The following is a 22,660-nucleotide window of genomic DNA, read 5'->3' as shown; positions in this document are numbered from 1 at the left end:
CAACAGACCCTAGCTATCTCGGTGAAATATTCGACAAACATTGAATATGAACCGTGATCTCTTCTCTATCATGATATAAATGTTTCGCCTGAAGTCGATATTTGACCTCATGTTCTTCTAGAAATTGCTTCAAGTTCTCAATATCTCCTAAAACTTCATCATAACGGCCCTTCATAGGCAACTTAAGGTTGAATATCGCCTCTTTCGCTAAACCACGAATGATCCACTCTCCCATCAACTGAGCAACGCGAGAGGGCTTCTCTATCATATCGCACACAAGCCATGTCACATTTTTCTTTTGTGGTTCAAACTTAAAGCCATCTACCATGTGATGTTTAACCTGCCCTGTATCCATCAGGCTATCTGCCATCATGCCATTATCGATAGCGTGAACAAACATAGATCGTTTGACCAATTGATACGTCCACCCTCCTGGACAAGCACCAAGATCAACCGCCCACATTCCCGGCGCTAACCGCGTATCCCATTCATCTCTTGGAATAAATACGTGGAACGCCTCTTCCAACTTTAAGGTTGACCGACTCGGCGCATCCGATGGGAATTTAAGTCTAGGAATGCCCATAAAAAAGGCTGAACTATTATCTGGATATGAATAACCAAGAAAACAGTGCCCCGGTGCCACAAAGCAGATATGTAACATCGGCTTTTTGGTATTCTCTTTTTTGTATAGCAGGCCTTTCCCTCTCATCGCTTGACGAAGAGGAACCGTGAATTTACGACAAAATTTAAGCAACTCTTTGGCTTCATTTGTATCCGGTGTTTCTATGCGGATGTCGCCACAGGTAGGAAAAGCGTCAATACCATCTAATGTGGTCAATATCGGCGAAATTCGATCATCACTTGGTAGTGCTTGAAACTCCGTTGCAACAGCAAACATTTGACGTGCGAATATCAGGGTCTGAAAGTCTATTTTTTTGATCAGATTTTCAGCATCGCCCTCTTGGTAACACTCAAATAGAACATAACCTTCGTTTTTCTTCACGCGAGGAAAACCAAAAATTTCTAGTTGATTAGCCTTATCCTGAATCTCACCTGCACACTCTTTTTCAAAACCAGAACGGCAATAAAGCATCACTTGTTTCACTGAGCAACCTCATTTATATGTAATGCTGAGTACACAAAGAAAACCCAGCCAATCAGAAACATTACCCCACCTATTGGAGTAATAGGACCAAACCATTTCATCCCTGTCAGCGCGAGCCCATAAAGACTGCCGCTAAAACAAAGGATGCCGATAATAAAGCAAATTGCCGCTCTGAAAAGCCCTTTTTGTACTTTTTCGTTAGAATTAAACCTTAATAATATGGCGCACGCCATAACTGCTAAGGTATGTAGCGCTTGATATTGCACGCCCGTCTTAAATACGGCAATGAAATAGTCCGATAACATAGACTGTAGACTATGGGCAGCAAACGCTCCCAGAGCAACAAAAATGAAGCCTGAAACACCGGAAATAACCAGTAATTTAGCCGATCGCCTGTGGTTCAATTTGATTGCCTCATTTGCCATCATAAAGCGCCTCTTGTTCACTCGCCGCCTTCGCTATCATCCAGTCTCTAAATGTTGCAATACGTCCGGTATCCGCCTGACTTTCATGACAAACGACATAAAACGCATTCTTGCTAAGCAAGACTTCATCAAATGGGGAAACCAATCTACCTGCATCTAATTCTGGTTGAGCCAACACATTGTTTCCAAGCGCAACACCCTGACCATGAATAGCGGCTTGCAGTACCATCGTCGAATGGCTAAAGATTGGGCCATGGTTGACATTAACCCCTTCTATTGCATTATTTCTCACAAACTGCTTCCACTCTTTTCTCGACGTATCATGCAATAACGTGTGATTTTTTAAATCCGTTAAACCGGTAAGTGATTTGGTCGACATCAATAAACTGGGTGAGCATAGTGGGATCAAAAATTCCTGATATAGTTTGTCTATTCTTAATCCGGGCCAGCTACCTCGTCCATAGTAGATAGCGACATCAACATCATCGGTTAAAAAATTGTCATCTGAATCCACGGCTTTGATGCGAACGTCGATATCAGGCTCTTGCTGATTAAAATCGGCTAGACGAGGAACCAACCACTGAATAGCAAAACTCGGAGGCAGGCTAATCGTAAGCGCGCCTTTCTCACTTCTCTCCAGTACTTTGTCTGTCGCTTCTGCAATGGCACTAAAGATATCCTTAATATCAAGGAAATAACTTTGCCCTTCTTCCGTTAGCAATAAAGAACGGTTTCTACGCCTGAATAATTTCAGGCCAAGAAACTCTTCGATCGATTTAATTTGATGGCTTACCGCTGCCTGCGTAACAAATAATTCTTCTGCGGCACGAGTAAAACTTAGATGTCGTGCAGCCGCTTCAAAAACCTTTAAAGAGTTTAGCGGAGGTAATCTTCTAGACATTCTAGACCTTAGTTTCTATGCATTAGTTTTTATTATCTGAAGCATTATAAAATGTCGATTGCCTGACGGCTAGAGAAATTCTATATTTCATCCCGCAATGATAGCCTGAACGGCTTGGTTTCTTACCAATTGGTTATTCGTTGCACTGTTGTGTTTGCAAATCTCGAATTCGAGTTGGGTATAACTTACCTAGGTTTCCATCAATCAAATTGATGCAAACCAATCTTTCTGTATTAATTTGACCTGTCTGTCAAAGTATTTATTTTTGCACTGTCTCTATGGCAGTGCTTTTTTTTTGAATATTTTAAGCAAAAAAAAACCAACAAATAGATGCTGGCTTTTCTACACTTACAGGTAGCTTATTACAAACACGCTAAGGTCTGTACACCTTCACGTTATCAAAGCCTTGCTCTTTCAAGTAAAGCGCTTGCAAACGACTCATCACACCACGATCACAATAAAGCAGGTAACTCTTAGACTGATCTAAGTCACCAAACTTGGTCGCTAACTTATAGAAAGGTAAATGCTTAACCTCTACATCATCAATGACGAGCGAATTGTCCTCGGTTTCATCAGGGCTGCGGATATCCAATACAATGGCATTTCCGTCCACATTAGCAACCATTTCAACGTCTGGCACCTTCGCTTGGCTCTCTTTCTCAATATCACGGATATCCATCATACGAGCGTTATAAACCACATCATCTAAGATAGAAAAATCGAAGTTTTCTTCTTCTTTCTCTAGCTTTTCTTTAATCGCTTTTATCGTTGGTTTTTTCGAAATAACGCCACAATACTCAGGCATTACCTTAGCAAAATCTTCGGTGCCAATAACACGAGCCAAATCGATAATATCTTCTTTGTCCCAGTTGATTAGTGGTCTGAGTATTAGCGTATCGGTAACGCCGTCAATATGACGTAAATTCGTCAATGTCTGGCTTGAAACCTGCCCTAATGCTTCACCTGTAATCAGAGCTTGAATACCAAATTTTTCTGCCAGCATGCCACCTGCACGCATAAACATACGTTTTAGGACAACACCCATTTGGCCATCATCAACTTTCTCTAAGATTTCCGCCACGACAGGTTCAAAATCGACCGAGATAAACTTAACTTTGGCTGATGAGCCATATTTGTTCCACAAAAAGTGCGACACTTGCTTCACGCCGATCTCGTGGGCTGGACCGCCTAAATTGAAAAAGCAGTAATGCGTTTTTGAACCACGTTTTATATGCAGATAACTAGAGACACCAGAATCAAAACCACCTGAAATCAAGCTCAATACGTCTTCTTGTGTGCCTAGAGGAAAACCACCGAGCCCTTTGTATCTAGCAATAACTTGATTTAGCTTTTCGTGCTCTACTTCGATATTAACCGTCACATCAGGGTTTCTAAGCTTAACTTTTGCACTTTCAACCGCTTGATTTAAACCGCCACCGACATATTGCTCCAGAGCGACTGACGTAAATTCATGTTTACCACGACGTTTCGCACGAACAACAAATGTCTTGTTTTCGATTAACTTACCGCTTAATTTCAACACCTTTTCATAGATATCATGCATATCAGTAAATTCAGACTGCTGAACTTCCAATACATGATGGATACCCGGTGTATGGGTAAGAATCGTTAAAACTTCTTGGAAATACTCATCACTATTAGCTGTCACTTCAATGTGATCACGACGATTGAATACAGCAACAGATTTTGTTCTACGTTGGATAATAATTCGAAGGTTACATTCCAAAATACGAGTAAAACGCTTACGCACTGATTCACTCTTAACAAAAATCTCTGGATGGGGCTTTACAATAAATTTCATAAGTAGTTCACTAATAGATGGATGGATCACTCGTATTTTGATGGTTCGTTAGTATGTGGATCGCCCTGTAACCATGCAGCCAAATCACAAACGTAGACAAGCACAAAGCTATAAAACCAAGGCGCAACACTATACACGAATTCACGAAAAAATTAAGAAAATAAAAGCCCCAAGAGCCAAAGAACCAAGGACTCAGCTACGGCAACTTTTTAAGCACCATGAGTTAGAATCACCAGGAGCAAGCGATAACAACTACATACCTACTTACAAAAGTTACAAAAGGTGCAATTAGTTACAATAACTCGCGACACTGATTTCCTTCTTTGATCAATTGATAAACTGTATTAATAAAAAATAACCATATGAATTTTACTAGTTTTTCTCTCAAGCAAACAAAGGAAGAGTTAGGGCGAATTTATATAAAACACAATTTAAAATAAGGATAAATGATGTTATATCTTGAGTTTTTGTTTCTATTGCTGATGCTCTATATGGGCTCACGCTATGGTGGCATTGGGCTAGGGGTCGTCTCTGGTATTGGATTGGTTGTGGAAGTGTTTATTTTCCGAATGCCACCTACATCTCCACCAGTCACCGTTATGTTAATCATTCTTGCTGTAGTGACCTGTGCATCCATTCTTGAAGCTGCTGGCGGATTGAAATTTATGCTTCAAGTCGCGGAAAGAATACTGCGTAAGAACCCGAAAAATGTCACTCTTATCGCCCCTTTTGTTACTTATACCATGACTTTTATGTTAGGTACGGGACACGCAGTATATTCAATTATGCCGATCATTGGTGATGTTGCTCTTAAAAATGGCATTCGACCTGAACGACCTATGGCGGCGGCCTCAGTAGCATCGCAGATCGCGATATCAGCTTCACCAATTTCTGCGGCAGTGGTCTATTACCTTGCACAGCTCTCTAATATTCAAGCGGATATTACATTGGTTTCTATTCTCATGGTCACGGTACCTTCAACACTTGCGGGTACGTTCTTGATGGCGTTGTATAGTGTACGCCGTGGTAAAGAACTAAATGACGATCCAGAATATCAACGTCGCCTAAAAGATCCGGTTTGGCGCGATAAAATTCTTAAAACAACATCAACGACACTAGATGAAGTTCTTCCTGCATCTGCTCGCAACTCAGTTCTTATCTTTATTACCGCTTTGTTGACCATTGTCGCTGTCGCAATGCTTCCAGAACTTAGGACTATTGTTGAGGGTGAAAAGCCGATCAAAATGTCAGTAATCATTCAAATGATGATGCTTGCTTTTGGTGGCGTTATTTTATTAGCAACCAAAACCGATCCTCGTAAAGTGCCTGAAGGCGTGGTATTTAAGTCCGGTATGGTCGCCGCAATCGCTATTTTCGGTATTGCCTGGATGTCTGATACGTACTTTAAGTACGCGTTACCACAGTTTAAAGACGGCATCATTGGAATGGTTACGGATTACCCTTGGTCATTCGCATTTGCTCTATTTATTGTTTCCGTTGTGGTTAACTCTCAAGCGGCAACTGCGCGTATGATGCTACCCGTTGGTATTGGTCTAGGGTTAGACCCTGCACTGCTCATTGGTATTATGCCAGCAATATATGGCTACTTCTTTATACCTAATTACCCATCCGATATCGCCACAGTGAATTTCGATTCATCAGGCACGACTAAAATTGGTAAGTGGTACTTTAACCACTCATTCATGTCTGTCGGTATAATCGGGGTCGTGTCTGCATGTATAGTGGGTTATTTACTAGGACAAGTATTCCTCACCTAATGGGTTATATTTAACCTCTGAGTATACTGAGTTAAAAAGCCATTCATTAAAAATGAATGGCTTTTTAACTTTTAAATCACAAACAAAAAAACACCAACAACATCAACAACACCAACGTAATAAATTGGCAATTCAGCCTGAGAAAGGCAGCATAAATGTACAGAGATGCACATTTACTGATTCAACACATATCAGATCAATCATAAAGCTCGCTATACTCATATTTCGTCATCAAATGATATTTATTGAAGTCGCTATCCGTAAATTGAGTCATCATTATGAAACTGAAGAGTTACCTAGCCTTAACAACAATCGCCACGTCCTCCTTTATTGTTATTATCGTGACAACGGCTATTTTGCTATTACTGCAAACTTCTCATCAAGAAGGTTTTCAAGCAAGAGGGTTAGAACTCGCTCGCGTGCTTGCCCATAACCCGGTCGTCATTAATGCTGTCGATGCAAAAAATAAAAATCAAACATATGAACTGCAAGACTACATTGAAGACATAAGAAAAAGCACGGATGCCTCCTACATCGTTGTCGTAGATAGAAACGCAATGCGGTTAAGCCACCCTACTCCAGACAAGATTGGCAAACACTTTATTGGAGATGATATCTATCCTGCTCTGGAGAGTGGTAAAGAATACAGTAGTGTTGCATCCGGTTCTCTGGGGGAAGCCATTCGCAACTTTTCCCCTGTTCGTCTTAATGGCGAAGTCATAGGCGCTATTTGCATTGGCTATTTATCAGTAAAAACCTCGAGTATTCTTCTGAAGAAGTTTAGTGATATAGGCCTAATAGTAGGGAGTGTTTACCTGTTGGGAATCGCGGCCATTTTTGCCTTTGTATTTAAGATAAAACGAACCTTTCTAGACTATGAACCGGAATTTATAGTCAACAAATTTCACGAACATGAGATGGTGTTTGACAGTATTCGAGATGCGATTATCGCTGTCGATAGCAATATGAATATCACCACCATAAACAACAGTGCCATTAAAATGCTTTCCATGGGGGCATCGAATAGATACGACTATATTAACCACTCCTTAGCTCATTATTCTTCTTCATTAAGTCACCTTGTACTTTCAAAGCAAAGTATGTTTCATCAGGGCGAATTTATGATTGGAAAATTGAAATATCGTGCCAACATTTATCCTATTAACACTTCGAAGGGTCTACTCGGTCACGCCATCGTCTTTTTTGCAAACCTCAGCCATGACGAACTAGAACGTGAGGTCAATTACCTAAAGAATTACTCAGAAATATTGCGAAGCAAGACACATGAATACTCCAATAAACTCAATGTAATATCAGGCATGCTACAAACCGGTAAGTACGATGAGACCATTGATTTTATTCAACAAGAGACGGATCGCTATCAATCCGTTCTCCGCAACATTGTGATGTCGATTACAGACAGTGCCGTAGCAAGTATATTGCTCGCAAAATTTAATAAGGCATCAGAGATTGGTGTAAAATACACCATCGATGTGGACAGTAATCTATCGAATTACGAAAAAAACGCATCGGAGAAACTCGTTACTATTATCGGTAACCTGATCGACAATGCATTACTGGCATCATGGCAAAATAGAAACAATGTTAACCCTGAAGTCTCTGTGTACCTAAGTGACCGCAGTAGCCACATTATCCTTGAGGTTCAGGATAGCGGCGCGGGTGTGCCCGATAAGATATCGGAGCATATTCTCGAATTTGGTGTGAGCTCCAAACACGATGATGAGCATAGTGGAATTGGTCTGTATTTAGTCAAGCAACTTATTGATTACTTTCATGGAAGTATTGATTGGGAACGAACCGATAAACAGACCACACTTTTCAGTATTTACTTGGATAAGAGTGATGTAGAAAATGACAATTAAATACACCGTAATGATTCTCGAAGACGATGTTAGGGCAAGCTACACACTTGAGTCCACCATCAATCAACTCCCGGAGTTTAACGTGGTTGCGGTCAGCGAAACCTGCGCAGAAGCTCTATTACAATTTGAATTGTACAAACCAATGCTTATCTTTGTAGACATTTCATTGCCTGATGGCAACGGTATTGACGTCATACGCCAGCTACGCGAAAAAAAGGCACAATGCGACTTTGTAATGACAACAGCAGAAAGAGAAACCGCAACCGTTGAAAAAGTCGTTCAACTCGGTGTTATCGACTATCTCGTCAAACCCATTCGAATGTCTCGAGTCCACCAAACGTTAACCGACTATAAACAATTCAAACAACAGTTATCTCAAAGAACAACTGTTGACCAAGGTGAGATAGATCAGATACTACGAAAAATGCCGGAAAAAAAGCTGCGTATAACCCCTAAAGGTATCGATATCACGACGTTGAACTCTCTCAAAACAATTCTTCACGGAGAAGCAATGATTGATTTTTCAGCAGAGGATATCGGTAAACGAATGAATGTGAGCCGTGTTACGGCTCGACGCTATCTGGAGTTTTTGGAATCAGAAGGCCTGATCCGCCTAGTGTTGAATTACAATACCGGCGGTAGGCCTCGTCGTTTATATCAAGTTGTAGAGAGATAAATCAGCCACTACTGACCAACACTTACCTCATCGCTATACTGCGGTTTACCTTGCAATATGCCGATTTCAACTCGTCGATTTTTAGCCCTCTGTGCGGATGTCGCGTTTCCATTTAGTGGCTCAGTATCCGCCATACCCCGAACTCTCAATCTTGCATGGTCGAAGCCTGCCACTTTTTCCATCTCATGTGCGACTGACACTGCACGTTGTGACGATAAGTCCCAGTTTGAACGATATAATTCTGACTCTAAAATTTGATCATCCGTATGCCCTGAAACGCGAACAATTCCCGGAACATCTTTCACGAGATCTGCTATTTGCCTTACCAATGGTCTGAATTTCGGTTGTAAGAACGCCGATCCTCCAGGAAAAGCCCCTTTCTCTCGAATTCGAATGACAATTTCCTGACCGAGGTTTTCAACTTCAATGGCGCCTTGGTCAATTTCACGCTCGAGTGCCTTCTTAATGGTCTCTTCTAGTGCGTCGGTTTCTTGCGCCATCGCTTCTGCTTGCGCTTGCGCATCAGATTGCGATTGCTGATCTTGCTCTTGTTCTGATTCCGATTGGGTGTTTTGATTCATCTTTGTCGACGTTTCTGGCGACTGACCACCCGTCTGTTCACCCGCTTCTCTATTTTTACCACCCGCCCTTGCTGACTCCCCTTCATGGAAGTTGAGACTAGACTGAGTGATATCAATGGTTTGCTGCATTATAACATCGATAGGCGTAGGCTCTGGTCTACCCGGCCTAAACTCTAGCGCGATAACACTTGTACCTTTAGGTATATCTTTTACTTCCAATCGGTTTTGCACACCGAATGCAAACTTCATAGAGCCAGCAATTTGTTTGAATTTCAGTACATCCATCTCGGAAAACGAGAGTAGAAGTACGAAGAAACACATCAGAAGTGACATCAAATCTGAGAAGGTTGCCAACCATAAAGGTGCGCCGGGGGGCGGACATTTGCAATCATCTTCTTCATCCATTGTTCCGCTTCCTTACTCGTTATCGATGTCTAGAACACGTCTCTTCTCGTTGAGATAGTTCTTCAGATAACTATCAATAACGCGAGGGTTTTGACCATCTTGAATGGCGAGTACACCATCCATAATAAGGCGGCGATTCAATTTTTCTTGCTCTCGGCGTAAAGAAAGTTTATCGGCAATAGGGAAGAACACCATGTTAGCTAACACAGCACCGTATAGTGTTGTTAAGAGCGCAACCGCCATCGCAGGACCAATCGATTTAGGGTCATCCATGTTTGAAAGCATAGCAACCAACCCAACCAATGTACCTATCATGCCCATTGCGGGGGCCACATCACCATAGGCTCGGAATGCAGAACTACCTTGAACATGACGCTCATCGGTTAAGGCTATATCCTTTTGCATTGCCGCTCTCACCACTTCTGCGTCGTGACCATCAACAAGCAAATCAATACCTTTTTGCATAAAACTGCTGGTAATTTCCATCTCTTCAAGCGCAAGAAATCCACCTTTACGCGCGGCGTCTGCCATCTCAACAACTTTGGCGATCAGTTCTTCAGGATCATCCGTCTTGAAGATGAACGCTTTACCGGCAATCTTAAAAGCACTAAAAAATTGGCCCATGGTAAATTTCATTAAAACTACGCAAGTCGAGCCCCCGACAACGATCAAGATCGAGACGGTATCGACAAACATGCCAATGCTGCCACCAAGCACCATTGCCATTATCACGAAGGCGAATCCTCCGATCAGACCTATTAATGTTGCTAAATCCACTAAGCACCTCTTATGCTAAATTGTTCAATGCAATCAACATGGGATAGTCATTCTATCGGCCACTAGTCGCGATCTTTTAATGATTTGTTTGAAAAATATCAATATTTGCAAAATCCGAATCGTTCTCAGGATAAGCCCTGCATAGAAAATTTCCAAGTAAGTCTTCTTAATTCAACAAATAAACACGCAGTTTCGCTTGGTTTAATCGTAGATAAGCTATAAACCCAACGTTACCTTTACTCTTTAGACCGTGAAATTAACTTATACCAAACTGGGTATGGATTATATTCGCCGGACGCGAGATAATGTTTACAGTATGTGAGAAAAGTTTGTCACTTGTGATCGTTCCAATTGACCATCAATCCACTCTAGAGTAAGTTTCGTTCACCTCAATAAAAGCAGACAGATCATGGCCACAAAAAAACCTGAAAATATGACCTTCGAAGCAACGCTAGAAGAGCTCGATTCCATTGTAGAACAGCTTGAAGGCGGCGATCTTGCTCTAGAAGATTCATTGAAGCACTTTGAACGCGGTATCTCGTTAGCCCGTGAAGGCCAAACCAAGCTTACTCAGGCAGAACAACGAGTCTCTATCTTATTAGAAAAAGATGACAATGCACCGCTGTCCGATTTTAAAAATGAGCATTCAAGAGAAGATTAATCCATGTTGGCATCATTACCATTCTATCAAGAACGCAACCAAGCTCAGTTAGACTCATGGTTAGATAAGCTGGACTATCAAGCGCTACCTCTTGTCCAAGCGATGCGTTATGGGTTACTACTGGGTGGAAAAAGGGCAAGACCATTTCTGGTTTATGTCACGGGTGAAATGCTCGGCTGTTCGCTGGACGAACTCGACACGCCTGCTTCTGCGATAGAATGTATACATGCCTACTCTTTGATTCATGATGACCTGCCTGCAATGGACGATGATGAACTTAGGCGTGGACACGCTACCTGTCATATCGAATTTGATGAAGCGACCGCCATTCTTACTGGTGACTCTCTTCAAACACTGGCATTTACTATCCTCGCAGAAGGACATCTCTCAGATTCTGGTGAGACAAAGCGGGTATCAATGATACAAGCGCTAGCGAAAGCGTCTGGTGCGCAAGGGATGTGTGTTGGACAAGCACTCGATCTCTATGCTGAGAACAGAAACGTATCACTTAAAGAGCTCGAAGCTGTTCATACAAATAAAACTGGTGCGTTATTAAAGTGCGCCATCCAACTTGGCGCTTTGGCAGCTGGAGAAAAAGGACAATCTATCCTTCCTTTGCTAGACAAATATGCAGACGCGATTGGCTTGGCCTTTCAGGTTCAAGACGATATATTGGATATTGTTAGTGATACGGAAACCCTTGGGAAACCGCAAGGTTCGGATCAAAACTTGAATAAAGCCACCTATCCATCTTTACTTGGATTAGAAGGTGCTCAGCAAAAAGCACAAACTCTTTTGCAAGAAGCACTTCATGCATTGGATGCAATCCCTTACAATACGCAGTTACTCGAAGAGTTCGCCCGATACGTTGTCGAGCGCAAAAACTAACATTATAAGCGCTGAATATTTTATGACTCTTGATATTTCGAAATATCCTACATTGGTTCTTGCTGATACGCCTGAAGAACTACGTACCCTTCCAAAGGAAATTTTACCAAAACTTTGTGACGAATTGCGTACGTATTTATTAAATTCTGTAAGCCAATCAAGTGGGCATTTAGCGTCTGGCTTAGGCACCGTTGAATTAACCGTTGCACTGCATTATGTTTACAACACACCATTCGACCAGCTCATTTGGGATGTTGGCCATCAGGCTTACCCTCATAAAATTTTAACGGGCCGTCGTGAGAAACTCCCGACCATTCGTCAAAAAGATGGTCTTCATCCATTCCCTTGGAGAGAAGAGAGCAAATACGACACACTTTCCGTTGGACACTCATCAACCTCCATAAGTGCCGCTTTAGGCATGGCTATTTGTGCCGAAAAAGAAGGGAAAGAGAGAAAAATAGTCAGTGTTATTGGTGATGGTGCCATTACAGCAGGCATAGCATTTGAAGCGATGAATCATGCTGGGGATATCCATTCGGATATGTTGGTTATATTGAACGACAACGAGATGTCAATATCGGAGAATGTTGGAGCGCTTAACAATCATCTTGCTCAGGTTCTTTCCGGTAGCCTATACACCTCTATTAGAGAAGGGGGCAAAAAAGTACTCTCTGGTATGCCACCAATCAAAGAGCTGGTTCGAAAAACTGAAGAACACCTTAAAGGCATGGTTGTTCCGGGAACCATGTTTGAAGAACTAGGTTTTAACTATATCGGTCCTGTTGATGGCCACGATGTTAACGAGTTAGTTAAGACACTAAAGAACATGCGTGGGTTAAAAGGCCCACAGTTCCTGCATATTATGACGAAGAAAGGCAAAGGTTACGAGCCTGCTGAAAAAGATCCTATCGGATACCATGGCGTCCCTAAATTTAATCCCGCGGAAACCAGCTTACCGAAAAGCAACGGCACCAAGCCAAGCTTCTCTAAAATATTTGGTGACTTCCTTTGTGACATGGCCGCACAAGATCCAAAACTCATGGCAATCACACCCGCGATGCGTGAAGGTTCAGGCATGGTTCGTTTTTCTAAAACGTACCCTAAGCAATATTTTGATGTCGCTATTGCAGAGCAACATTCAATCACCTTAGCAACAGGAATGGCTATCGCTGGCTACAACCCTATTGTCGCTATCTATTCTACCTTCTTACAGCGTGGTTACGATCAGTTGATCCATGATGTGGCTATTATGAACTTGCCTGTCATGTTTGCGATAGATCGTGCAGGTATAGTCGGTGCTGATGGTCAGACTCACCAAGGTGCATTTGACCTCAGCTTTATGCGCTGCATTCCAAATCTAGTTATCATGGCACCGAGTAACGAAAACGAGTGCCGTCAAATGCTATATACTGGGCACAAACATCAGGGCCCAAGCGCTGTACGCTATCCTAGAGGGACAAGTATAGGTGAGCCGCTAGAGCACACGATGACAGCAATAGAGATAGGCAAAGGGCTTATTATCCGAGAAAACAGCCCGAAAAAAGCGGCCTCTAACGAACTGAAGGTGGCGATCTTAAGCTTTGGTACCATGCTAGAGAGTGCCGTTATCGCAGCTGAAAATATCGATGCTACTGTTGCGGATATGCGCTTTGTTAAACCATTAGATGAGGCACTCATCAAAGAATTAGTTCGCCGCCACGATATCATCGTAACGGTAGAAGAGAACGCAATTGCCGGCGGTGCTGGTGCTGGTGTCGTTGAATTTATGATGCAACAAAAGCTCATCAAACCGGTACTCAACATCGGCTTGCCTGATAAGTTCATCGCTCAAGGTACACAGGAAGAGCTGCATATCGAACTCGGTTTGGATGCAACAGGCATTGAAGCTAAAATTCAAGAATATATCGCGAAGTAAGAATAGAAAAGCGAGGCAATACCATTACCTCGCTTTTCTATTACTTAACACTTTTATTTTATCGCCTAAATCCAACCGGCGTAGGTTCCAACCAAGAACAAAGCAATCCAAGCCATGACACCGGCAACAATATCATCAATCATAATGCCAAAGCCTCCGTGTACACGCTTATCGAGCCAGCCAATCGGCCACGGTTTTACCATATCAAAAAAGCGAAATAGCACAAACCCTGTCGCCAGCCATTTCCAATCAGTTACGGGAAGGTTCATCATAGGCACAAAGCTCATGGTGATCCAAAAGCCCGAAAATTCATCCCAAACAATTGAGCCATGATCGTGTGTGCCCATATCGTCCGACGTAATTTGGCATATCTTTACCCCAATGAAACAGGAAATAACGACCAGAATGATATAAAGAGGTAAAGGCAACTGAACCAATAAAAAATAGAATGGAATGGCCGCCAATGTTCCCATCGTACCAGGAATAATCGGTGATAACCCACTACCAAATCCAGTGGCAAGTAGATGCCAAGGATTCGCCAAAGATATTCTGTCTAACGGATTTGTCATTCTGCGTCCTTAAAATGGTCATAACCACTAAGCTGCCAGTCTACTCTCTTGCCGTCTCTAATAAGGTCAAATATTCCTTCAGGGCGGATCTGACCGATACAGGTAACCTTGGTACCAATATGAGCCAACGCGCTCTCTAAGCTACCTTTATGCTCTTCTGGCACCGTAAAGCAAAGCTCATACTCTTCACCACTCGTCAGGGCAAACCTTTGTGCTTTTTCCCTGTCAACGCAAAAGTCCAGTAACTCACTTGAAAGCGGCAGCGCACTGATATCAATCATCGCCCCTACATGTGAGCATCTAAGTATATGTTGAACGTCTGAAATTAAACCATCAGAAATATCAATGCAACTTGACGCAATATTAATCAGCGCTTGTCCGGCTAATATCCTTGGTGTAGCAATGTAATGGTGACGTTCTAGTTTATCAGCGAACGGCTTGCTTCGATCTTCGTTGCCTAAAATAACGTCAAGCCCTGCTTTACTGTCGCCCAACTCCCCGGTCACGTAAAGCCAATCACCAACATGAGCACCAGTGCGGCAAAGAACTCGGTTCTCAGGCACAAACCCTTGAACCGTTAGGGTTATGCTCAAAGGCCCTTTGGTTGTATCACCACCGATCAGTTGAACACCGAAATAGTCTGCTAATTCAAAGAATGCATCACAAAAAGGGGCTAACCAAGATTCATCTTGTTCTGGGAGAGTTAACGCCAATGAAACCCAAGCGGGTGTTGCTCCCATTGCGGCCAAATCACTTAGATTCGAGGCCAACGCTTTATGGGCAACCCAAGCTGGGTTTGCATCTGGGAGAAAGTGAGTACCAGCAACTAAGGTATCCGTACTTATTGCAATACGAACATTATCTGGCGATCGAACAACCGCACAATCATCGCCAAGCGAGATTTGAACATCTTTACGTTGGGTCTGACGATTGGAAAAATATTTTTCTATTAAACTAAATTCACCGGACATTTTTAGCGACTCTCGATTCTCTAGTTTGACTCATGGCCTAGGGCTTGTTGAATAGAAACAAAAAAGGCCAGCAAAGCCGACCTTTTTATCTATTCAATTTTTATTTTTTACGTACGTGCGGTGCGGCTTTATCCAACACACCGTTGACAAACTTATGACTGTCTTCGGCAGCAAATACTTTAGCCAACTCAATTGCTTCGTTGATAACCACTTTATATGGTACATCTGCGCGTTGAGTCATTTCATACATAGCAAGACGTAAAAGCGCTAACTCCATCATATCCAAATCTTGCATAGGACGAGATAAGTAAGGGCGTAGTTTGCTATCTAACTTAGTGTGATTTTGTACAACACCTGACAATAAGTCACGAAAGTAAGCAACGTCTGTTTCTGGCGCAACCAATGCAGGTTCAGCAGCATGATGCTCTTCTTCATCATACTTACCACCAGATAAAAATTGTTCTTCAATTGTGGCAACATTATCTTTCGATATTTGCCAAGAATATATTGCTTGTAAAGCAAATTGACGTGCATTACGACGTGCGGCTGGTTTCACACTTGCCCCCATTAGGAATCGATTTCTGAAAGAACGTTGATCATCTCAAGTGCGCTTAGTGCAGCCTCTGCACCTTTATTACCAGCCTTGGTTCCCGCGCGCTCAATAGCCTGATCGATGGTATCTACGGTTAACACACCGAATGCTACTGGAAGACTGTACTCCAGAGAAACTTGTGCAAGACCTTTGTTACATTCACTACAAACATAATCGAAGTGAGGTGTACCACCACGAATAACCGTACCCAAAGATACGATAGCATCAAATTTCCCTGTCTTCGCTACGCGTTGAGCAACGAGAGGTAATTCAACGGCACCAGGGCAGCGAACAACAGTAATGTTATCATCTGACACTTGTCCGTGACGCTTTAAAGTATCGATAGCACCAGAAAGTAAACTTTCATTTATAAAGCTATTAAAACGAGAAATAACAATAGCAATTTTTGCATTTGGAGCTGGGAAACCGCCCTCGATCACTTTCATAAGCCTTCCTTCAACTATATTCATCCAGTAAGAATCGCCGGATTCTAGCACAATTTTGTGAGCAATATCTATACCCAAAACAATTGAAGTTGCCACGAGACAACAAACGAATGAATCCCTATGAACTTAGATGTGCTAAGTGATTGGGGTGAATCAACGCTGTTAACGTAACTGCAACTTCAGGTATGACGAATAAATAAAAATTATTCTGTCACGTACTCAACCACTTCTAAACCAAAACCACCAAGAGCGTGGTAGCGTTTATCCGTCGAAGATAATAATTTCATTTTACTCACACCCATATCAGCAAGAATCTGCGAGCCGATACCAACACGACGAGACGTACCCTGCTTTTTAGCCATAGTGGGTGCTTGACCTTTATCTTGTTGCTCAAACATTTTCACGCGGTGAACAAGTAGATCGCTAGACTCTTCATGGCCCAAAATAACTAAAATACCACCCTCATCACCGATACGTTTCATCGCGGTGTCTAATGTCCAACTACGATCTGCATTTCTATTTGAACGAAGTAGATCCGTAAACACATCATGCAAATGAACACGAACTAAACATGCTTCATTGGCGCTAACCGAACCTTTGCGCAGTGCATAGTGAATTTCATTATCAATCGTGTCGCGATATGTCACCAAATCAAAATCACCAAACTCGGTTGGGAGCTTACATTCCGCAACGCGTTCAATCGTCGTTTCGGTATTGTTTCGATACTCGATAAGGTCAGCAATAGTGCCTACCTTGATATCATGTTTTTCTGAGAAAATTTCCAAGTCAGGACGGCGAGCCATGCTGCCATCTTCATTAAGAATCTCGACAATGACCGATGAAGGTTCAAGACCCGCTAAACGTGCTAAATCGCAACCCGCTTCTGTATGACCAGCGCGAGTCAATACGCCACCGTCTTGCGCCGTCAGTGGGAATATATGCCCCGGCTGTACAAGGTCAGCCGCTTTCGCGTCTTTCCCTACCGCAGCAAGTACAGTCACTGCGCGATCAGACGCTGAAATTCCGGTGGTCACCCCTTCTGCAGCTTCAATAGAAACTGTGAAATTCGTCGTATACTGAGCGTTGTTATCTTGCACCATTGGAGCAAGACCAAGGTTAACGCATCGATCTTTTGTCATGGTTAAACAGATGAGGCCGCGACCATGTGTCGCCATAAAGTTGATAGCTTCAGGTGTGATATGTTCAGCTGCGATAATAATATCGCCTTCATTTTCACGATCCTCGTCATCCATAAGGATAACCATTTTTCCTAAACGGATATCTTCGATAATTTCTTTTGGCGTACTAATTGGCATTGTCGTCGTCCTATCTAATTTCCCATACAAAAAATGGATTTAAGCAAAACCATTTTGTTGTAAAAATTCCATCGTAATTTTGGATTCAGGTTGCTGCTCAGAGCTTCCCTGAAGTAACCGTTCCATATATCTTGCTAATACATCGACTTCCAAGTTTACTTTTCTACCCACTTGAAAATCATCCATTGTCGTCTCTTCAGAAGTATGAGGAACAATGGTTAATTTAAAGGCATTTTTTCTCAACTCGTTCACCGTCAAGCTAATACCATCAATGGTAATTGAGCCTTTATAGGCAACGTATTTAGTAATATCGCTTGGTATTTCCACCCAAAACTCTATCGCTCTACCCACTTGATTTCGTTCAACAATCGACCCTACACCATCCACATGGCCAGAGACAATATGTCCACCAAATCGCGTCGTTGGTAACATTGCCTTTTCTAAGTTCACTTTGTCTCCCACTTTATATTGGGTAAAACCTGTCAGATTCAAGGTTTCCAATGAGAGATCGGCGGTATAACTGCGCGAACCAAAAGCAACAACGGTTAAACAGACACCGTTGGTCGCAACACTGTCGCCGAGTTTCACGTCAGACATATCCAATTTACCAGTATCAACTGTAATGGAGATATCTTCGCCTTTGGCAGTAATAGCGCTTAGCTTTCCTACTGCCTCAATAATTCCTGTAAACATGACTTTTTTAACTTTCCTGTTTGATTGTTGCAATAACTCGAATATCTGACCCAACCATACGAATGTCTTTGATATCCAGATTGATGGCCTGTTCCATGCTTTCTAAACCTAGCATATTAATCAGCCCACGCCCGTCGGTTCCCATCAATTTAGGGGCTAAATAGATAATAAGCTCATCGACAAGATTCTGCTTAATAAAACTTGCCGCTAAGGTCGCCCCTGCTTCCACCCAAATATGGTTAACTTGATGTTGTTTATTCAACTGCTTCAATACCATTTCGAGGTCTAGCTGTGCCTCTTTGAGAACAACGGACAAACCGTTTGAGTCTAAACTAGACCCTGAATCACAAGCCAAAATCTGGACTATTTCACCATCGCTCTGAAATAATTTGAGACTTTTTGTAAGTGCTAAGCCTCTGTCCAATATCACTCTTATGGGTTGACGTAGATCTTCTTGAGGGTAAGTATTTTGAATCGCTTTAGGTAGGTCATCCCAACGAACATTCAGAGAAGCGTTGTCATCGATCACGGTTTTACTTGTTGACAACACGGCCCCCGCTTTCGCTCTATATGATTGAACATCCTTCCTTGCTTCAGGTGACGTTATCCATTGACTAACACCGTTTTTTAGTGCCGTTTTTCCATCCAAACTTGCCGCTAGTTTAAGCTGTACAAATGGCATTCCTGTTTGCATCTGTTTGATAAAAGCAGGGTTAAGTGCCATTGAGTCAGCTTCTAATAGCCCAACCTGAACCTCAATACCAGCGTCCTGTAGGATCTTAATGCCTCGACCTGCGACCTGCGGGTTTGGGTCTTGCATTGCACAGATAACTTTCGCGACCTTCGCTTTTACCAGTGCTTCGGCACAAGGTGGCGTACGACCATAGTGAGAACACGGCTCCAAAGTCACATAAGCCGTAGCGCCCTGTGCTTTATCCTGTGCTTCTCGAAGCGCAAACACTTCAGCATGCGGCTCTCCAGCTTTATAATGAAAGCCTTCACCGACGATTTCGCCGTCAAGTACAATCACGCAACCAACGTTAGGGTTGGGAGCTGTGGTATACAAACCTTTCTTAGCTAACTCGATAGCACGAGACATCATCTGATAATCAAAAAGGCTAAATGATGTGTCTATAATAGAACGTTGACTGGGCATTAATCTTCGAGCCTAGCAATTTCTTCACCAAACTCTCTGATGTCTTCAAAGCTTCTATATACCGAAGCAAAACGAATATAGGCAACCTTGTCTAATTCTCTAAGCTGTTCCATCACGAAATTACCGATCATTTTGCTTGGTACTTCACGCTCGCCAGTTGCTCGGAGTTTAGATTTGATATTGCTAATTGCTAGTTCTATAGAATCGGCGCTAACGGGGCGTTTTTCTAACGCTCGCTGTATACCACCAACCATTTTATCTTCATTGAATGGTTCGCGATTGCCATTAGACTTAATGACTTTAGGCATCACTAACTCAGCGCCTTCAAATGTCGTAAATCGTTCTTTGCAGGCTAAACACTGGCGACGGCGACGAACCTGATGGCCATCTGCCACCAACCTAGAGTCGATAACTTTGGTGTCATTTTCAGAACAAAACGGGCAATGCATACCACCTCCAGAATGTAGTTAAACTATTCAGTATCTCGTTAGGGTCTAGTTTAACGGAATTAAAAAATAGTGGCGAGAGAAACACAAAGAGGCTCTGTGATAGAGCCCCTGTTTTACTCATTGTTTATTTTAAACAACGCACTATTTATTTAAGAGCCGTGATTTAAAACAAACCGTCGGTCACGGGCGAATCAAATAATTCGCCTTACCAACCCACTTATAACTCGTCAGCTCTACCAGACCCATTGGCCCTCTAGCGTGTAGCTTCTGAGTTGATACCGCCACCTCAGCTCCCAAACCAAATTGAGCTCCGTCAGTAAAGCGAGTCGAGGCATTAACATAGACAGCAGCAGAACCAACAGAGTTTATAAATATTTCCGCGTTTTCAATACTGTTCGTCATAATTGCATCCGAGTGACTCGCGTTATGAATACGCATGTGGTCTACGGCTTCATGTACGTCCTGAACCACTTTAACCCCCAATGTGAAGGCGAGCCATTCGGTATCAAAATCACCTGCTTGAGCATCTCTCAACGCGTTGGCATTCGTTAAGTGTTTTTTGGCTTTCGCTTCTGCCACTAAGGTGGCCTTGCCATTCAGTTTATCGGCAAGCATTGGCAAAAATTCTTTGGCTATTTTTTCGTGTACCAATAAGGTATCTAAAGAGTTGCACGCTGATGGTCTTTGTACTTTTGAGTTTTCAACGACCAAAAGTGACCTTTCTAAATCAGCGCTTTCATCGACAAATATATGGCTGATACCAAAGCCACCAATAATCACGGGGATCGTGCTGTTCTCTTTACACATTTTGTGCAAACCAGCACCACCTCGTGGAATAATCATATCCACATAGTCATCGAGCTTAAGCAGTTTAGAAACAAGTTCACGGTCTGGTTTTTCGATGTACTGCACTGACGCGGCTGGCAACGCCGCTTTCTCTAATGCAGATTGAATAACCTTAACCAGTTCCATATTGGAAAAAAAGGTTTCCTTGCCGCCACGTAAGATACTTGCATTACCGGTTTTTAGACACAACGCGGCAATATCAATGGTGACATTCGGGCGAGCTTCATAGATCACCCCCACAACACCAAGCGGTACACGACGGCGCGACAATGACATACCATTATCAAGTACCTTGCTGTCTATCTCACTGCCTACGGGGTCATCAAGACCAATCACGTTTCTGACATCGTTCGCAATACCAGTGAGCCGATCTTTATTAAGCAAAAGGCGATCTAATAGGGCCTCTGTCATCCCAGCCAGACGTCCTTTTTCGATATCCTTTGCGTTGGCAGTCAGAATTGTTTCTGCGTTCGCTTCTAGCGCATCCGCAATAAAGCCAAGCGCTCTATTCTTTTGTGCTGTTGGTGTCGTCGCAAGATGAAAAGCAGCATCTTTAGCGGCTTGCCCCATTTGAATTAGTTCCACGCCTTCTTCCTTACTTTTAAACCCTAAATAATTGACGGGTTACTCTTTAATAACCACAAGATCGTCGCGATGAATCACTTCTGAACCGTATTCATAACCTAGGATCGCATTAATATCTTTACTGTGTTTACCAATTATTTTAACCAAATCTTTATTGGAATAGCTAACGATACCTTTAGCAACAAGCTGACCCGCTTTGTTTTTAACTCTTGCTACTTCACCTCGAGCAAACTGCCCTGTCACCTTCACTATCCCTTTACCAAGCAGGCTACTGCCTCTTTCTACTACCGCTTTCACTGCACCATCATCGATAATAATATCGCCTAAAGCGGCTGGCCCTGCAAGTATCCAACGCTTACGATTTTCCAACGCGTCTGGTAAGGCAACAAATTTCGTACCCTGTGGGCTATGACTAATAGACGTCGCGACGACATTCTCTGCGCTACCTGCCGCAATGATGACTTCAATACCTGCTCTTCGCGCAATATCAGCCGCTTGGAGTTTGGTTGCCATACCGCCGGTTCCCAGTGTTGTCCCACTCCCACCAGCAATCTTGCGCAACGTTTCATCTATCGTCGTCACTTCTCGAATCAATTTAGCATCAGGATTTGTTCGAGGATCCGCGGTAAATAAACCCGGTTGATCCGTCAATAGCAGTAATTTATCTGCACCACATAAAATCCCCACAAGCGCCGATAGATTATCGTTGTCACCCACCTTTATTTCAGAGGTTGCCACCGCGTCGTTTTCGTTCACTATGGGAATAATATCGTTTTCAATCAATGCATTAATGGTATCTCGAGCGTTAAGGAAACGCTCACGATCGTCAAGATCGGCTCGAGTGAGCAGCATCTGACCAATCTTTAAGCCGTAAAGAGAAAACAACGATTCCCAAACCTGAATCAACTGGCTTTGGCCTACTGCAGCAAGCATTTGCTTGCTCGCCATTGAATTGGAAAGTGCGGGGTAACCTAAATGTTCACGACCTGCGGCAATGGCTCCCGAAGAAACCATCACAACGGCATGCCCTTGTTGTTTAAGTAACGCACATTGGCGGACGAGCTCAACCATATGAGCTTTGTCTAGCGCCAAAGTACCACCAGTGAGTACACTGGTTCCAAGCTTAACCACTATTGTTTTGTGACTCACATCTGTCTTGTGACCCACTACCGTTTTGGGTTGCGATGCTTGCCCGCGTTGTTGAGTTGTCATTTGCCTTA

General features: G+C 42.8%; 22 protein-coding genes. 6 read left to right on the top strand and 16 right to left on the bottom strand.

Translation table 11 applies throughout. The features are described from left to right. Positions 1-13: 13 nt before the first annotated feature. The 4 genes from rlmM to thiI form a co-directional block, all read right to left on the bottom strand. A complete protein-coding gene (gene rlmM / locus AACW90_RS13790; protein WP_390235408.1) occupies positions 14-1,105 on the bottom strand; it encodes a 23S rRNA (cytidine(2498)-2'-O)-methyltransferase RlmM in 1,092 nt (363 codons plus the stop codon). Beyond that, positions 1,102-1,530, bottom strand: a complete 429-nt coding sequence (locus tag AACW90_RS13785; RefSeq protein ID WP_390235643.1) for a DUF423 domain-containing protein — start codon at positions 1,528-1,530, stop codon at positions 1,102-1,104. The genes rlmM and AACW90_RS13785 overlap by 4 nt, the downstream gene beginning before the upstream one ends. Beyond that, the gene (locus tag AACW90_RS13780; protein WP_347998152.1) at positions 1,520-2,431 is read right to left on the bottom strand and encodes a transcriptional regulator GcvA; all 912 of its coding nucleotides are present in this window, start codon (positions 2,429-2,431) and stop codon (positions 1,520-1,522) included. The genes AACW90_RS13785 and AACW90_RS13780 overlap by 11 nt, the downstream gene beginning before the upstream one ends. A 373-nt stretch (positions 2,432-2,804) precedes the next feature. Beyond that, positions 2,805-4,253: a tRNA uracil 4-sulfurtransferase ThiI gene (gene thiI / locus AACW90_RS13775; protein ID WP_390235405.1), complete on the bottom strand. Its 1,449-nt coding sequence runs from the start codon at positions 4,251-4,253 to the stop codon at positions 2,805-2,807. Between the two features lie 449 nt (positions 4,254-4,702). Here thiI and AACW90_RS13770 point away from each other — a divergent pair, with 449 nt between their 5' ends. The 3 genes from AACW90_RS13770 (at position 4,703) to AACW90_RS13760 (ending at position 8,590) form a co-directional block, all read left to right on the top strand. Next, complete coding sequence (locus AACW90_RS13770; protein WP_390235641.1) at positions 4,703-6,031, top strand: anaerobic C4-dicarboxylate transporter; 1,329 nt, start codon at positions 4,703-4,705, stop codon at positions 6,029-6,031. Between the two features lie 278 nt (positions 6,032-6,309). Then, on the top strand, positions 6,310-7,914 hold the full coding sequence (locus AACW90_RS13765; protein ID WP_390235403.1) for an ATP-binding protein: 1,605 nt from the start codon (positions 6,310-6,312) through the stop codon (positions 7,912-7,914). After that, positions 7,904-8,590: a response regulator gene (locus AACW90_RS13760; protein ID WP_390235401.1), complete on the top strand. Its 687-nt coding sequence runs from the start codon at positions 7,904-7,906 to the stop codon at positions 8,588-8,590. Before AACW90_RS13765 ends, AACW90_RS13760 begins: the two co-directional genes overlap by 11 nt. A gap of 8 nt (positions 8,591-8,598) precedes the next feature. Here AACW90_RS13760 and AACW90_RS13755 read toward each other — a convergent pair whose 3' ends face one another. Further along, positions 8,599-9,576 carry a flagellar motor protein MotB gene (locus AACW90_RS13755; protein ID WP_390235398.1) on the bottom strand — a complete coding sequence of 326 codons (978 nt, stop codon included), beginning with the start codon at positions 9,574-9,576 and terminating at the stop codon, positions 8,599-8,601. Between the two features lie 12 nt (positions 9,577-9,588). Beyond that, positions 9,589-10,353, bottom strand: a complete 765-nt coding sequence (gene pomA / locus AACW90_RS13750; protein WP_390235395.1) for a flagellar motor protein PomA — start codon at positions 10,351-10,353, stop codon at positions 9,589-9,591. A gap of 409 nt (positions 10,354-10,762) precedes the next feature. Between pomA and xseB the strand changes: the two genes are divergently transcribed. The 3 genes from xseB to dxs are packed head-to-tail and all read left to right on the top strand — an operon-like array spanning position 10,763 to position 13,817. After that, positions 10,763-11,014, top strand: coding sequence for an exodeoxyribonuclease VII small subunit (gene xseB / locus AACW90_RS13745; protein WP_390235393.1), 252 nt, complete (start codon positions 10,763-10,765; stop codon positions 11,012-11,014). A 3-nt stretch (positions 11,015-11,017) separates the two neighbouring features. Then, a complete protein-coding gene (gene ispA / locus AACW90_RS13740) occupies positions 11,018-11,902 on the top strand; it encodes a (2E,6E)-farnesyl diphosphate synthase (RefSeq protein ID WP_390235391.1) in 885 nt (294 codons plus the stop codon). A gap of 22 nt (positions 11,903-11,924) precedes the next feature. Beyond that, positions 11,925-13,817 (top strand): 1-deoxy-D-xylulose-5-phosphate synthase, encoded by a 1,893-nt coding sequence (gene dxs / locus AACW90_RS13735; RefSeq protein ID WP_390235389.1) that lies wholly within the window; start codon positions 11,925-11,927, stop codon positions 13,815-13,817. Positions 13,818-13,882: 65 nt separating this feature from the next. Here the strand turns inward: dxs and pgpA are convergent, their stop codons facing one another. The 10 genes from pgpA to proB form a co-directional block, all read right to left on the bottom strand. Beyond that, the gene (gene pgpA / locus AACW90_RS13730) at positions 13,883-14,386 is read right to left on the bottom strand and encodes a phosphatidylglycerophosphatase A (RefSeq protein WP_390235387.1); all 504 of its coding nucleotides are present in this window, start codon (positions 14,384-14,386) and stop codon (positions 13,883-13,885) included. Then, positions 14,383-15,357, bottom strand: coding sequence for a thiamine-phosphate kinase (gene thiL, locus AACW90_RS13725; RefSeq protein ID WP_390235385.1), 975 nt, complete (start codon positions 15,355-15,357; stop codon positions 14,383-14,385). The genes pgpA and thiL overlap by 4 nt, the downstream gene beginning before the upstream one ends. A gap of 100 nt (positions 15,358-15,457) precedes the next feature. Next, positions 15,458-15,925, bottom strand: coding sequence for a transcription antitermination factor NusB (gene nusB / locus AACW90_RS13720; protein WP_390235382.1), 468 nt, complete (start codon positions 15,923-15,925; stop codon positions 15,458-15,460). Next, on the bottom strand, positions 15,925-16,395 hold the full coding sequence (gene ribH, locus AACW90_RS13715; protein ID WP_284191148.1) for a 6,7-dimethyl-8-ribityllumazine synthase: 471 nt from the start codon (positions 16,393-16,395) through the stop codon (positions 15,925-15,927). Before ribH ends, nusB begins: the two co-directional genes overlap by 1 nt. Before the next feature lie 203 nt (positions 16,396-16,598). Continuing rightward, on the bottom strand, positions 16,599-17,711 hold the full coding sequence (ribBA, locus tag AACW90_RS13710; protein ID WP_195702439.1) for a bifunctional 3,4-dihydroxy-2-butanone-4-phosphate synthase/GTP cyclohydrolase II: 1,113 nt from the start codon (positions 17,709-17,711) through the stop codon (positions 16,599-16,601). Positions 17,712-17,750: 39 nt separating this feature from the next. Continuing rightward, entirely contained in the window at positions 17,751-18,404 is a 654-nt protein-coding gene (locus AACW90_RS13705) for a riboflavin synthase (protein WP_390235378.1), read from the bottom strand. Positions 18,405-18,411: 7 nt separating this feature from the next. After that, entirely contained in the window at positions 18,412-19,560 is a 1,149-nt protein-coding gene (gene ribD / locus AACW90_RS13700; protein ID WP_390235376.1) for a bifunctional diaminohydroxyphosphoribosylaminopyrimidine deaminase/5-amino-6-(5-phosphoribosylamino)uracil reductase RibD, read from the bottom strand. Next, complete coding sequence (gene nrdR, locus AACW90_RS13695) at positions 19,560-20,009, bottom strand: transcriptional regulator NrdR (RefSeq protein ID WP_195702437.1); 450 nt, start codon at positions 20,007-20,009, stop codon at positions 19,560-19,562. Before nrdR ends, ribD begins: the two co-directional genes overlap by 1 nt. 180 nt (positions 20,010-20,189) lie before the next feature. Then, positions 20,190-21,440, bottom strand: a complete 1,251-nt coding sequence (locus tag AACW90_RS13690) for a glutamate-5-semialdehyde dehydrogenase (RefSeq protein ID WP_390235373.1) — start codon at positions 21,438-21,440, stop codon at positions 20,190-20,192. Positions 21,441-21,479: 39 nt separating this feature from the next. Further along, positions 21,480-22,652 (bottom strand): glutamate 5-kinase, encoded by a 1,173-nt coding sequence (proB, locus tag AACW90_RS13685; RefSeq protein WP_390235370.1) that lies wholly within the window; start codon positions 22,650-22,652, stop codon positions 21,480-21,482. Positions 22,653-22,660 lie beyond the last annotated feature (8 nt).

This window comes from Vibrio frigidus (genome assembly GCF_042465995.1).
In the GTDB taxonomy this organism is placed as follows: Bacteria; Pseudomonadota; Gammaproteobacteria; order Enterobacterales; family Vibrionaceae; genus Vibrio.
The sequence above is the reverse complement of the archived record's forward strand: the minus strand, read 5'-3'. Positions and strand labels throughout refer to the sequence as shown.